Source organism: Rhodoferax sp. BAB1, assembly GCF_013334205.1.
In the GTDB taxonomy this organism is placed as follows: Bacteria; Pseudomonadota; Gammaproteobacteria; order Burkholderiales; family Burkholderiaceae_C; genus Hylemonella.
The window spans coordinates 2,451,171-2,463,452 of record NZ_CP054424.1 but is presented as its reverse complement, the minus strand read 5'-3'; the positions used below and the strand labels follow the sequence as shown (position 1 = coordinate 2,463,452).

Below are 12,282 nucleotides of genomic sequence, written 5' to 3'. Positions count from 1 at the left end.
CTCCATAGACTACAAACGTTCCAAAGACGGTCCTTTGTCATAGATCGCAGAAATGGCCTCTCCCACAATTCGACGCATCGCACACCTCGACATGGACGCGTTTTTCGCATCTGTGGAGTTGCTAAGGTATCCTCAACTCAAAGGACTTCCCGTGGTAGTTGGCGGCGGGCGCGGCGCCATTGATCTGGCGTTGCAGCGGATTCGTGAAGATAAGCTGCAAATGAACCCCAACACTGCGTGGGATGCGGCCACAGAGCGGGCTGCATTGAGTCAAATCCCTGTCAGCGGATTTGGACGACTTAGGGATTACACCGGGCGCGGCGTAATAACCACTGCCACATATATGGCGCGCAAATTCGGTGTGGGATCGGCAATGGGCATGATGAAGGCAGCAAAGCTTTGCCCCGAAGCCATCATGCTGCCAACGGATTTTATAGAGTATCGAAGCTATTCCCAACGCTTCAAATCCATCATTAAAGACATTGCGCCCGTCATGGAGAACCGGGGCATTGATGAGGTGTTTATTGATTTTTCCGAAGTGCCTGGTGGTCAGCGCTCTGGTGGACGAGTACTGGCCCGGCTCATTCAAAAGGAAATTTTCGAAGGCACGGGATTGACTTGCTCCATCGGAGTTGCGCCCAACAAACTACTTGCAAAGATGGCCAGTGAGTTCAACAAACCGAACGGCATCTCGATCGTGCACGGCGAGGATCTGGAGTCCATAATCTGGCCTCTTGCATGCCGCAAGATCAACGGGGTTGGTCCCAAGATGGATGAGAAGCTCCGGAGCTACGGCATCGAAACTATTGGGCAGCTCGCAGGACGTGAGCGCGACTGGCTCATTGCCCACTTCGGAAAAAGTAACGGCGCTTGGCTGCATGAGGCATCCTGGGGACGCGACGAGAGGCCCGTTATGACGGAGAGCGAGCCGGTCTCGATCAGCCGTGAGACCACCTTTGAGCGCGACCTGCACGCCGTGCGCGACAAGTCCGAGCTCGGTGCTATCTTCACCGCCCTTTGCGAGAGCGTGGCCGACGACCTCCAGCGCAAGGGCTACGTGGGGCGCACCATCGGCATCAAGCTGCGCTACGATGACTTCAGGAGCGTCACCCGTGACTTGACGCTTCCGCATTACACAGACAACTCAAAAGTCATTCGCGCTGCTGCTGGGAAATGCCTAAAGCGCGCGCCACTTGAGCGTCGTTTGCGATTGCTTGGCGTGCGTATTGGCACCTTAATCCGCCTTGCCGAATGGGAGGAGATCGAAACATCGGCCAACGTGATAGAAATGACGCAGGACTTGCATGCGCAAGCTCGCACGGGGCAATTGTTTTAGCCAGTTCACCGCGCTTCTGTTTGCCGAGTCCTTTGATCAACGCCAAAGGTAATTCCAACACCCACTAAAGGCTGGCTGCTGCCAATTGGTTTCGGAGCGCCAATGTCCGCTCCTATCGATACCAGCCACTGAAGGGCTCTCAGGCTGACGGGCCGCTTCACAACGCGAAGCGGACGTTCAAGGGATCGGCCGCCAAAGATGGCCAAGACTGCCCGACTTGGACCAACGATCTACCGCTATCGCGGTCCATTAACTGGCGATTTCGACCCATAGCGGACCGTCGTCGACAGCGAAAGCGGACTCTCAACGTGGAGGTCAGGGGCGCTGCGCGGCTTTATCGCGCAGCGTCCCCTGGACCGCAGGGTTAGATGACAGATTCTGTGCAGACTGGCATAAAACGCCAAACCAGCGGCAGGCATTTAGTTCGCTCTGCACCGGAGACACAAGATTCTTAACAGAGACTATGGCGTCGTTTGGAATGACACTGACGAGCCTTGCTTGGTCGACAACGATTGCGAAGCCACCAAATCGACGAATGCCCAATAGAGTCTGTTTCGTCGTCGTTGATCCATCACGGAGAACCATCTCCCATTTCGGCGTTGCCGTTGTGAGCATACGAGTACCAGATTGATAGCCGTGAAGTCCAGCCATAGAAAGCAGTATTGGGATCATGACGAACAGTCGAGCGCGTAGGCCCAAAAGCGAAGCTCCCAAGCGAGGGTGATTGATTACCGATAACGCAAGAAACCCCCACAGCAGGATAAAGAGCAGGTAGGCCCACTGTAGGTCGTTGGATAGGAATGGTCCAACCAAGGCTGCAAGTGAGCCGACAACGGGGACAACCAAGTCTCCGAACTTTCGGAATGCCCGTGTAAACCGGGGCGTTGGCGAACTCGCAATAAGTTCTTCTTCGGACTTTCCGCCTTCCACCCTCCGAAGGAATAACCCGTACATGAAAAATGCAAGGGCCGTCAGAAGCACTTTTGGCGCCCACAGGATTGCGCTTCTGACATGCTCAGACAATGAGCTTGGAATCTCGTCAAAGGAAAGGCCGATGGCAAGCAAGAAGCTGTAGTCGAAGAAGACCGAGACGACAAGAAGCAGCGAAGCAATTACGGCCACGGCTTTCCCTACTTGCTCGGCGAGAGCTAGCAATGGTGAGGCGACGGATGGGGCGGCGTCTGTCATCTAACGTGATATGGACCGCAAAAAAGTGCGGAATTACATGGACGGACGTTCATCCTGGCGCCTCCCTTGCTGCAAGCTAAGTGCTTGTTTTGTCTGAAGAATTCTCACGAATATAGCGCAGAGCCGCGCTCATAACAAACCGTGAAACCCCGCAATGTAACGGCCGGCTGCCGCTACGAGCGCCACGGAACGTCTATCCCCCAAAAAGGATCACTCAGTGACCGCTTTTGGCCGGGACCGGGTCTCCCCGGGGTATGTCGCAAGCAGACTCTGGCCGGCAGGGCCGCCGCGCTGAAGATCAGCTCCCTGGCGACGCCTGGTACTCACGCTGGCGGCCAGGGGCGGTAGTTCACTCAATCGTGGCCGATGTCCGTTCAAGGCTGTCTGCAGTCACTCGGTGTCGGAGCCCTGATGACTGCTGCAGAGCGTGAAGCCGCTGTTCAAGGCAGATGTTCCCGGCCCATAGCGGAAGCAACCCCCTCACAAAAGCAGTCATTCGGCAGTCTTCAAAGGCTGTAGCTGCCCCGCCATGCGCCTTTCACGTGGTCGATGCTGACCTTCTTCGGCGCCATCTTGCGTACTGCATCGGTGTCCAGTTCGACTTCAGGCTGCCGACCCAGGGCTTCAGCCTGCTCCATATGGCAAGCCGTCGACGTGACGGGGCGAAAGTAGAGCCGCAGCTTGCTGCCAACCGCCACGGTGCTGCGGCCCGGCGCATCGTCATGGAAGTGCACGAACTTCTTCACCAGGCAGGAAAAATACAGTTCAAGCTCGACGATGAGCGGTGTGTTCCGCGCGGCCAGTGCCTTCGCCGCAGCAGGGCTCCATTCGACCAGAACGTCCCGGCCGTTGATGGAGACGGTGGCAGTTTGTGTCATGGCAGGCGCTCCTGATTCTGACCGTTTCGGCCAAGATACCCGAGTGGACATCAGCCTGGCCGCATTCGTCAATGCTTCGTGCTCGATGCGCTGGAGCAGGCCTTTTTACGAGCGCCAACCCGCGCCCGATGCATGATTCATCACAGTTGCTGTTGCGAATGGTCTGAATCTGGCGTCCAATGGTTCGTGCAGCATGACCGGCCGCGCCCCTGTCGCCTCATCGAGTGGGCGAAATGATGAGGCGCGATACCCATCCAGATCTAACGGGAAGGGAGTCACCGTATGGCCAACACCACCCACCATTCAGCTGGCGATCACACCCCTCACGCCCGGCATGTCGCCGCGATTTCACCTGACTCCCTGAAAGACCCCGTATGCGGGATGACGGTCACCGAGCAGGCGAAATACAAGCTGGTACACGAGGGTCGGCCCTATTACTTTTGCAGCGCGAAGTGCGAAGGCAAGTTCTCGGCCGACCCGCAAAAGTATCTGGCACCGGCGCAATCCAGCGCGGCCGCGACAGACGCCCCAGCCGCAGGCACCATCTACACCTGCCCCATGCACCCCGAGGTGCGCCAGAATCACCCGGGCCACTGCCCCAAGTGCGGCATGGCGCTGGAGCCCGTACTGCCCAACCTGGACGATGACGAGAACCCCGAGCTGAAAGACTTCTCGCGTCGCTTCTGGTGGACCCTGCCCCTGACGGCGGCGGTTTTCGTGCTGGCCATGTTCGGCCACCGCCTGCGGTGGATGGACATGGGCACGCAAAGCTGGGTGGAGCTGGTGCTGTCCCTGCCGATTGCCTTGTGGGCCGGCATGCCCTTCTTCGTGCGGGGCTGGCAATCGGTCGTCACGCGCAACCCCAATATGTGGACGCTGATCGGCCTGGGAACCGGCGCCGCCTTTGTGTACAGCGTGGTGGCCACGGCGGCACCCCAGGTGTTTCCGGATTCCTTTGTCTCCATGGGGCGGGTGGCTGTCTACTTCGAGGCCGCGGCCGTCATCATCTCGCTCACGCTGCTGGGCCAGATGCTCGAACTCAAGGCGCGGTCACAAACCTCGGCCGCCATCAAGTCGCTGCTCGGCCTGGCGCCCAAGACGGCGCGCCGCATCAAGGACGACGGCAGCGAGGAAGACGTGCCCCTGAGTCACGTGCACGTGGGCGACAGCTTGCGCATTCGTCCCGGCGAGAAGGTGCCGGTGGACGGCGAGGTGGTCGAGGGCAGCAGTTCGGTGGACGAGTCCATGCTCACCGGCGAGCCCATGCCCGTGACCAAGCGCGTGGGCGATAAGGTGATCGGCGCCACGCTGAACACCTCGGGCTCGCTGGTCATGCGCTCCGAGCGCGTTGGCGCGGCCACGGTGCTGTCGCAGATCGTGCAGATGGTGGCGCAGGCCCAGCGCTCGCGCGCGCCCATGCAGCGCATGGCCGACGTGGTGGCGGGCTACTTCGTGGTGTCCGTCGTGGCCATTGCCGTGCTGACCTTCTTTGCCTGGGGCCTGTTCGGCCCCGAACCGCGCTGGGTCTATGGCCTGATCAACGCGGTGGCGGTGCTGATCATCGCCTGCCCTTGCGCACTCGGGCTGGCCACGCCCATGTCGATCATGGTGGCCACCGGGCGCGGTGCCACGCAGGGCGTTCTGTTTCGCGACGCCGCAGCCATCGAGAACTTCCGCAAGGTCGACACGCTCATCATCGACAAGACCGGCACCCTGACCGAAGGCCGCCCGGCGTTCGACCGGGCGGTGCCCGCCACCGGCTTTGACGCCACGGAAGTGCTGCGCCTCGCCGCCAGTCTGGACCAGGGCAGCGAGCACCCGCTGGCCGATGCCATTGTGCGCGCCGCACGCGAGCAGGGCCTGGCGCTGGACAAGCCGGAGAATTTCGAGTCAGGCTCGGGCATCGGCGTGCGCGGCCAGGTCGGCGGGCGACAGCTCGCCTTGGGCAACACCCGCCTGATGCAGCAAATCGGCGTGTCCGTCACGTCCTTGCTGGATCAGGCCGAGGCCTTGCGCGCCGAAGGGGCCAGCGTGATGCACCTGGCCGTTGATGGCCAGTTGGCAGGCCTGCTGGCCGTGTCCGACCCGGTCAAGGCGAGCACCCCTGAGGCGCTGGCCACCCTCAAGGCCGCCGGCTTGCGCATCGTCATGGCCACGGGCGACGGACACACCACCGCCAGGGCGGTGGGTGCGCGGCTGGGTATCGACGAGGTGCACGGAGAAGTCAAACCCGCGGACAAGCTACTGCTGGTCGAGCGTTTGCAGAAGGAAGGCTGCATCGTCGCCATGGCGGGTGACGGCATCAACGATGCGCCCGCGCTGGCCCGCGCCGATGTGGGCGTGGCCATGGGTACCGGAACCGACGTGGCGATGAACAGCGCGCAGGTGACCCTGGTCAAGGGTGATCTGCGCGGCATGGTTGTCGCGCGCAAGCTCTCGCAAGACACGGTGGCCAACATGAAGCAGAACCTGTTGTTCGCGCTGCTGTACAACGCCATGGGCATCCCGGTGGCAGCAGGGGTGCTGTACCCGCTCACGGGCTGGCTGCTGTCGCCGCTGATTGCGGCGCTGGCCATGAGCTTCAGTTCCGTGTCGGTGATCGGCAATGCGCTGCGTTTGAGGCAGATCAAGCTTTGAGTCACCAGGCGCGCGAACTCGGCGCGCCACGGAACTCGCCCGTTTCGCATGACTCGTACACAGTTCAACAACAAGGAGAACGCACATGATGGACGGATACGGCATGCCTTTCGGCTTCGGTTTCGGTTTCGGCGGGATCTTCATGATCCTGTGGTGGGTCATCATCATCGTGGGCGTCATCGCCGTAGTGCGATGGCTGGGCCAGCCCCCGGGCAGCCCGGGCCACGGTCACAGCGTCGGCGGTTCACGCTCGGCCATGGACATCCTCAAGGAACGCTACGCGCGCGGCGAGATCGACGAGGCCGAGTACCTCAAGATCAAACGCGAACTGACGCAGTAGACAGACCAGGCAGCAGGCACTTGCCAGCTCACGCGGCCCCTGTGCCGTGCCGGCGTGGCGCACACAGCTCAAAGGAGTCAATCATGAATCGCAGACATTGGTATTGGATCGCCGCGTGGGTGGTCCTGGTGGTGGTCACCGGTTTTCTGGCCTTCGGGCACGGACGCGGCGGCATGGGTTACTACGACGGTGGTGCGGGACCCGGCTGGGGACACATGGGCGGCTGGGGTCACATGGGCAACTGGGGTGAGGGGTATCGGGGTGAGCGCGGCTACCGCGGCGAGGGCTACCGGGGCGATGTCGGCCCGGCCTGGCGCGGCATGGGGCCGGACATGATGGGGCGTGATGGCTACGGCCCGGGCTGGGGCATGATGGGTGGCGCCTACGGTGCGCCCGGCATGGGCTATGGCATGGGCATGCCGGGGGGCTTCTACGGCACGATGCCCTGGGCCTTGCCCGACCTCACGCCCGAGCAGGAGCAGAAGTTGGTACAACTGCACGGCGAGCCGCAGAACCGCCAGCGCGCGCTCATGCAGCAGGTCTGGGCGTCCCAGGCCAGCCTGAGCCGTCTGTACGCTGCAGAAAAACGTGATTGGCCCGCCATCCGCGCGGCGGCCCTTGCCTTGCACGATGTCCAGCGCCAGCACATCTTGGCCGCCATCGACCTGCAGCAGAAGACCGATGCACTTCTGACAGACAGCCAGCGCAGGGAACTGGCGCGCGCCCAGCGCGGTCTGGGCTGGATGGGAGCACCATAGATGCATGCCTTCCACGCCCCGGGCCGCCGGCAGTTTCTGGGCAGCGCGGGCGCCGCGGCCCTGCTGGGTGCCGTGCCTGCGCTGGCACATGCAGCGCAAGGCAGCAGCGCCAACTTCGTCCCCGATCTTGAGCTGGCGTTGCGCGCCGCGCCCGATCAGGTAGGCATTTTCCGTGGGCCGGCCACGCGGGTCTGGCGCTACCACGCCAAGGTGATCAAGGGCGATGCCAGCGCGGTCACCACACTGACCGACAGCTACCTGGGCCCCATCATCCGGGTGCGCCGCGGCATGCGGGTGCGCATCCATTTCATCAACCAGCTGCCCCAGCCCAGTGTGGTGCACTGGCACGGCATGCTGGTGCCCGAGTCCATGGACGGCCACCCGCGTTTCGCGGTGCCGCCGGGCGGGCAGATTGTCTACGAGTTCGAGATCACCAACCGCGCCGGCACCTACTGGTTCCACCCGCATCCGCATGGCCTGACGGGCACCCAGGTGTACGGCGGGCTGGCGGGTCTGCTGATCGTCAGCGACGAGGAAGAGCGCGCCCTGGACCTGCCCGGCGGCGAGCACGATCTCGCGCTGGTCATTCAGGACCGCAGCTTCGGCACCGACAACCAGCTGCACTACGTCAGCGGCGGTGGCGGCATGGGCGGCATGATGGCGCGCATGGCCGGCTTTCTGGGCGGGCAGATTCTGGTCAATGGCCGGCCCGATGCCGCACTGGATGTCGAGCGGCGAGCCTACCGGCTGCGCTTGCTGAACGGCTCCAATTCGCGCATCTACAAACTGGCCTGGAACGACGGCACGCCCATGACCGTGATCGGCACCGACGGCGGCCTGCTGGCCGAACCCGTGACGCGCCCCTATGTCACGCTGGCGCCGGCCGAGCGCGTGGAACTGTGGGTCGATTTCTCGGTACGTGCTGCCGGAGACGAGTTGCGCCTGCAAAGTCTGGCCTTTGCCGCACAAGGCGGCTCCATGATGGGCGGCATGGGGCGCATGGGCGGCGGCGCAGGCGCGCTGGATCAGGGCGCAGCGTTTTCCGTGCTCAGGCTGCACATGGGGCCGGGGGCTGCCGTGGCCGGCAAATTGCCTGCGCGGCTGGCGCGCATCGCGCCACTGCAGCCGGAGCAGGCGGGCAATCTCAACAATCCGCGCACCTTCCACGTCACCGCCGGCGGCATGGTCTGGGGCCTCAACGGCCGTGTCTTCGAGATGGAGCGCGTGGCGGACGATGAAGTCGTGCGCCTGGGCAGCACCGAGGTGTGGCAGTTCGTCAACGAAGCCGGCATGGGCATGATGGGCAGCTTGCCGCACCCCTTGCACATCCATGGCGTGCAGTTTCGCGTCATGGACCGGCGTGTGCATCCGCAGGCGACATCGGCCTGGCGCAGCCTGAGCGCCGGCCTGGTGGACGAAGGCTGGAAAGACACCGTGCTGCTCATGCCCGGCGAACGTGTGCGTCTGCTGCTGCGCTTTGCCGATCATCCAGGCCTGTTTCTCTATCACTGCCACAACCTCGAGCACGAGGACATGGGCATGATGCGCAACTTCCTCATCCGGGCATAAGCGGCCAAAGCGGCACGCTTACGCTTCCAGGGACACACAGTGGCTCAGTTTGGGTGATGAATCAACAGCATTGGCGCTGAATGGTCCCGGTCGACTGCTATCGCTGCCAACCGGCCGGCGGCGGACGAACGCCTGCTTGAGGCTGGCTGCCGTCGTTTGGTTTCGGGGCGCCAATGACTGCTGTCGCTGGTACCAGTCATTGAGCAGCTCGCAGAATGGCCGGCCGCTTCAGAGCGCGAAGCGGCCGTTCAAGGCACTTTTTGCCGCAGATGGTCATGACGGCCCTACTTGGACCAGCGGGTGGCCGCTATCGCGGTCCACGAACTGGTGCTGCCGTCCCGAAGGGGACACTCTCCGGCCACGGAAGCAACTGCTCAACGTGTGAGGCTTAGATGAGTCAGCCACCTGAGCCCTTTTCGACGCCAACGGCCAAGTGCTGACCACCGATCAGAACCAGACGTCGTGGATCGAGGCGTTCGCTTCAGCGACGGGCTTCAACTTTCCGATCCAGCCACGCCCAATTAATGATCCTCGGTCCCTTAGCCGTACTGGCGTCGGCATCAACACCTAGAGATCAAGGGATAGGACACGCGAAGACGAGCCCGAGCAGCAAGTAATGATGACATCTCCTGCCGCACGCTCTTCATCCGTCAGGCAGTCATCTCGGTGGTCTGGAGTGCCGCTCACAACTTTGACCTTACATGTTCCACAGATTCCCTGCGTGCAGGCGAAGGGGGCATTGATTCCGGCATCCAATAAGACGTCAAGGATGGATTTGCCTTGCGGGACAGGCAGTGTCCGACCGGTTCGTATCAATTGCACATCAAACCCTCCATCAACGGCTGCCTCCTGACTTGAGTTGAATCGCTCGTAGTGAACGCAGTTGGAAAGACGGCGTTGAGTGTTGACAATGAAGGCATCGATCAGCCCGCTGGGGCCGCAACAGTAGAGGTGTGCCCCTGCCGGGGTGGACTGGATGACGCTCTCCAAGTCCATCCGCCTGCCTGTGTCGCCAGTCACATGCTTCAGAACTGTTCCGAATCCTTTGCTTGCAAGTCTGTCCAAGCTTTCCAGGAATGGCATATGCGTCTGGCGGCGCGCGGAATAGTGCAGGTCCCATGTGCGCCCGAGTTCGTTCAGGCGTTCTGCCATAGACAAGAACGGGGTGATGCCGATCCCTCCGGCAATGAACACGCTATGCTGAGCATTCTCGATCAGGGCAAAGTCGTTGACGGGCGGCGAGATTTGAATCCGGGCGCCGACACGCGCTGTGTCGTGGAACCAGGCAGAGCCGCCGCGGCTGTCATTTTCGCGCTTGATGGCAATCCGGTAGTAGTGCGGTCTAGACGAGGCAAGCAGTAGTGAATAGGATCGTTGCAGTCCCCCAGGAATTTCGATGTCGACATGTGCACCTGCGCCATACGGAGGCAAGAAATCGGTGTCAAGCGGGACCAGGTCAAAGGAAGCTGTGTCTGGGCTTTCCAGCCGGATTTGATTGATCTGTACGGGAATTTTGTCAAGATGCATACGATTCGACGTTGCTCGTTTGAGTCGGAATGTGAGGCGAAATTAGATTGAGTAGGTCTCGTAGGTGGCGGGGTGGAACAGTTCCTCCACCGCCATGAGCCGCTTCGACAGGCCTTGGGCGTGGTGGTGTCGGACAAAGGTCTCCAGCGTCTTGCGCGCCGCCTGCACGCCGTAGGACCAATAGTCCTCGCCCAAAGATTCGCGTGCCGCCTTCAGCTGCTCTTCCACGAAGGGCAGGGTCACCTTGGTGGCCGAAGTGTCGGACAGCAGCTCCAGCGCCTCCGCCTTGGACGCCGTGAAAGCTTTCACGACCGCCGCGGGCAGCCAGGGATGGGCCTGCGCCAGTTCCTTGCGGATGCCCACCACATGCATGATGGGAAACACCCCGGTGCGGCGGTAGTAGTCCTTGGCCTCGGCCGTGGGGTCGTCGAACAGCCAGCCGATGTTCGGGTTGCGCAGGGCCACGCGGTTGGGCGGGCGCGGCCCGATGAAACCGTCGATCTCGCCACGGTCCAGCAGTTCCGAGATGGTGCTGCCTTCGGGCGCGGCTTCCACCTTCACGCCCGGCGGCAATTGCAGCGTTATCTTCTCCGGCCGTCCCGGCGTGTCGATGCCGCCGCGCACCCAGGTGATGTCCTCGGGCCGCACGCCATAGTCATCCTGCAGGATGGCACGGGCCCAGACATTGGCCGTGAGCTGGTATTCGGGCAGGCCCACGCGCCGGCCCTTGAGGTCGGCCGGGTGCTTGATGCGGTCCTTGCGCACATAGATCGAGGTGTGGCGAAACGCGCGCGACAGGAACACCGGTACCGCGATGTAGGGACAATCCCCCTGCGAGTGCTTGACCAGGTAGCTGGAGAAGGACAGTTCGGCGATGTCGAAGTCGCGGCTGCGCATGGCCCGGAAAAACATCTCCTCCGGGTTGAGCAGCATGTAGACCGGGTCGACGCCGTCGATCTGGACCCGGCCGTCATAGAGCGCGCGGGTGCGGTCGTAGTCGCCCATGGCGACGGAAAGTTGTAGTTTGGTCATGGTTGCGAGATCCCGTTCAGGGGCTTTTCGGTCTTTCGATCGACTGCACCAACGGCGTCCAGCGCTGGATCTCACTGTCGACGAAGCGCGTGAAGGTGTCGGCGTCCCAGTCTTGCGTCTCCATGCCTTCAAAGCCCATCTGCTTCTGTGCGGCCTCGGTCTTCAAGTTGTGACGCACTTCTTCATTGATCTTTTTGACCAGCGCTGGCGACATGCCTGGCGGGCCGGACAGGGCGAACCATGTCGTGGCCGTGAGGGCGGGGTAACCCAGTTCGGTGAAGGTGGGTACGTTGGGCATATCAGCCAGGCGCTTGCTGGCCGTAACCGCCAAGGCTTTGAGCTTTCCGCTCGCGATGAATGCATTGGCCGAAGAGTAGGTTACGAAGGCCGCCGGAATCTGGCCGCTCACCAGATCTGTCACGGCCGGGGCCGCACCCCTGTAACTGATGTGCGTCTGCTGCACCTTGGTTTGCTTGGCGAACAATTCGCCTATCAGGTGGCCGTGTGTGCCCTGTCCAGGAGAGCCCCAGCTCAAGCCTTCCTTCATCCTTTGCGCATGGGTAATCAGCTCGTTGAGAGTGTTTACTGGGAGCGACGGATGAACTACCAAGACAGTAGGCGGTCCGCCCAACAGTGCGATATGCGTGAAATCTTTCATCGGATTGAAGGCCTTGATGCCGATCGGCGCAATGACATGCGAGCCGATGCCCGATACCACCAGGCTATAGCCGTCTGGTTGGGCTTTGACCACCATAGCTGAGCCGATGGTGCCGCCACCGCCACCCTTGTTCTCGACTACAAAAGTCTGCTTTAGAGATGACTGTAGTTGTTGAGCGATCATGCGCCCCAGCGTATCCGCGGAGCCGCCCGGGGCGTAGGGAACGACGACGCGAACTGGCTTGCTGGGCCAGTCGCCGTTTTTGGGTTGGGCCTGAGCCAGAGCGAAGGTTGAGAGCCCGATAAGCGCGACGATGGGGAAAAGTTTCCTGATCACTGATGTCTCCTGTGGGTTGCAGA

At 61.9% G+C, this 12,282-nt stretch carries 10 protein-coding genes; 5 read left to right on the top strand and 5 right to left on the bottom strand.

Translation table 11 applies throughout. The annotated features are described in order from the left end of the window. The first annotated feature begins 52 nt into the window (after positions 1–52). Complete coding sequence (gene dinB / locus HTY51_RS11795; protein WP_174252913.1) at positions 53–1,336, top strand: DNA polymerase IV; 1,284 nt, start codon at positions 53–55, stop codon at positions 1,334–1,336. 315 nt (positions 1,337–1,651) lie between these two features. Here the strand turns inward: dinB and HTY51_RS11790 are convergent, their stop codons facing one another. Beyond that, entirely contained in the window at positions 1,652–2,524 is an 873-nt protein-coding gene (locus tag HTY51_RS11790) for a hypothetical protein (RefSeq protein ID WP_174252912.1), read from the bottom strand. Between the two features lie 506 nt (positions 2,525–3,030). Then, positions 3,031–3,402, bottom strand: a complete 372-nt coding sequence (locus tag HTY51_RS11785) for a hypothetical protein (RefSeq protein WP_174252911.1) — start codon at positions 3,400–3,402, stop codon at positions 3,031–3,033. A gap of 381 nt (positions 3,403–3,783) precedes the next feature. On the opposite strand from HTY51_RS11785, the gene HTY51_RS11780 reads away from it, so the two are divergent. From HTY51_RS11780 to HTY51_RS11765, 4 genes are all read left to right on the top strand, one after another. Beyond that, the gene (locus HTY51_RS11780) at positions 3,784–6,039 is read left to right on the top strand and encodes a heavy metal translocating P-type ATPase (RefSeq protein WP_254606869.1); all 2,256 of its coding nucleotides are present in this window, start codon (positions 3,784–3,786) and stop codon (positions 6,037–6,039) included. Between the two features lie 85 nt (positions 6,040–6,124). After that, complete coding sequence (locus HTY51_RS11775; protein WP_174252909.1) at positions 6,125–6,379, top strand: SHOCT domain-containing protein; 255 nt, start codon at positions 6,125–6,127, stop codon at positions 6,377–6,379. A gap of 83 nt (positions 6,380–6,462) precedes the next feature. Next, positions 6,463–7,137, top strand: a complete 675-nt coding sequence (locus HTY51_RS11770) for a Spy/CpxP family protein refolding chaperone (protein WP_174252908.1) — start codon at positions 6,463–6,465, stop codon at positions 7,135–7,137. After that, on the top strand, positions 7,138–8,706 hold the full coding sequence (locus tag HTY51_RS11765; protein ID WP_174252907.1) for a multicopper oxidase family protein: 1,569 nt from the start codon (positions 7,138–7,140) through the stop codon (positions 8,704–8,706). Positions 8,707–9,273: 567 nt separating this feature from the next. Here HTY51_RS11765 and HTY51_RS11760 read toward each other — a convergent pair. From HTY51_RS11760 to HTY51_RS11750, 3 genes are read right to left on the bottom strand one after another with little or no spacing between them, the layout of a single operon-like run. Further along, positions 9,274–10,233, bottom strand: coding sequence for a PDR/VanB family oxidoreductase (locus HTY51_RS11760; protein ID WP_174252906.1), 960 nt, complete (start codon positions 10,231–10,233; stop codon positions 9,274–9,276). A 42-nt stretch (positions 10,234–10,275) separates the two neighbouring features. After that, positions 10,276–11,265 (bottom strand): PhnD/SsuA/transferrin family substrate-binding protein, encoded by a 990-nt coding sequence (locus HTY51_RS11755; RefSeq protein ID WP_174252905.1) that lies wholly within the window; start codon positions 11,263–11,265, stop codon positions 10,276–10,278. 16 nt (positions 11,266–11,281) lie between these two features. Continuing rightward, positions 11,282–12,259, bottom strand: coding sequence for a tripartite tricarboxylate transporter substrate binding protein (locus HTY51_RS11750; RefSeq protein ID WP_174252904.1), 978 nt, complete (start codon positions 12,257–12,259; stop codon positions 11,282–11,284). Between the last annotated feature and the right edge of the window lie 23 nt (positions 12,260–12,282).

Bases quoted from the DNA above. Each gene is read 5' to 3' on its own strand.
- dinB (WP_174252913.1), top strand. From the start codon at position 53: ATGGCCTCTCCCACAATTCGACGCATCGCACACCTCGACATGGACGCG.
- HTY51_RS11790 (WP_174252912.1), bottom strand. From the start codon at position 2,524: ATGACAGACGCCGCCCCATCCGTCGCCTCACCATTGCTAGCTCTCGCC.
- HTY51_RS11785 (WP_174252911.1), bottom strand. From the start codon at position 3,402: ATGACACAAACTGCCACCGTCTCCATCAACGGCCGGGACGTTCTGGTC.
- HTY51_RS11780 (WP_254606869.1), top strand. From the start codon at position 3,784: ATGACGGTCACCGAGCAGGCGAAATACAAGCTGGTACACGAGGGTCGG.
- HTY51_RS11775 (WP_174252909.1), top strand. From the start codon at position 6,125: ATGATGGACGGATACGGCATGCCTTTCGGCTTCGGTTTCGGTTTCGGC.
- HTY51_RS11770 (WP_174252908.1), top strand. From the start codon at position 6,463: ATGAATCGCAGACATTGGTATTGGATCGCCGCGTGGGTGGTCCTGGTG.
- HTY51_RS11765 (WP_174252907.1), top strand. From the start codon at position 7,138: ATGCATGCCTTCCACGCCCCGGGCCGCCGGCAGTTTCTGGGCAGCGCG.
- HTY51_RS11760 (WP_174252906.1), bottom strand. From the start codon at position 10,233: ATGCATCTTGACAAAATTCCCGTACAGATCAATCAAATCCGGCTGGAA.
- HTY51_RS11755 (WP_174252905.1), bottom strand. From the start codon at position 11,265: ATGACCAAACTACAACTTTCCGTCGCCATGGGCGACTACGACCGCACC.